Source organism: Pseudomonas sp. HMSC065H01, assembly GCF_001815235.1.
GTDB lineage: Bacteria > Pseudomonadota > Gammaproteobacteria > Pseudomonadales > Pseudomonadaceae > Pseudomonas > Pseudomonas aeruginosa.
Genome location: NZ_KV819864.1, coordinates 1 through 489, shown reverse-complemented (window position 1 = coordinate 489; position 489 = coordinate 1). Strand labels below are relative to the sequence as shown.

General features: G+C 61.6%; 1 pseudogene. It reads left to right on the top strand.

From position 1 onward, the window contains the following. Positions 1–76 precede the first annotated feature (76 nt). Positions 77–489: pseudogene (locus HMPREF3014_RS12340) on the top strand (hypothetical protein); the annotation flags it as partial.

Here is a 489-nt window from a genome sequence, read left to right as displayed (position 1 = left end):
ACCCGCCGCCCTGCCGGTAGCAGGGCATCACCGAACACCAGCCCGGATCAGGGCAAACCTAAAACGGAGAATTGCGATGGCGAGCAAGAAAAAGGCTGCGTCCGAAGAGGTCGTGACCGCTTACAAGGGATTCAAGCAGGACCTGACCTGTCGCAGCTACCAGTTCGAGATCGGCGGCACCTACAAGCACGATGGCGAAGTCGAGGCATGCGCCTCGGGCTTCCACTCCTGCGAGTACCCCCTTGATGTCTTCGGCTACTACGCCCCAGGCGACAGCCGATTCGCCATCGTGAAGGCTTCGGGGCAACTGAGCCGTCACGACGATGACAGCAAGATCGCCAGCGCCACCCTGGTGGTGGAAGCGGAAATCAGCATGCCGACCATGATCTCGCGAGCAATCGACTGGATCATGGCTCGGTTGGACAGCTCGGTTGAGCAGACGGTGGTGGGCGACACCGCCAGCAACACCGGCTACCAGTCGGCAGCCAG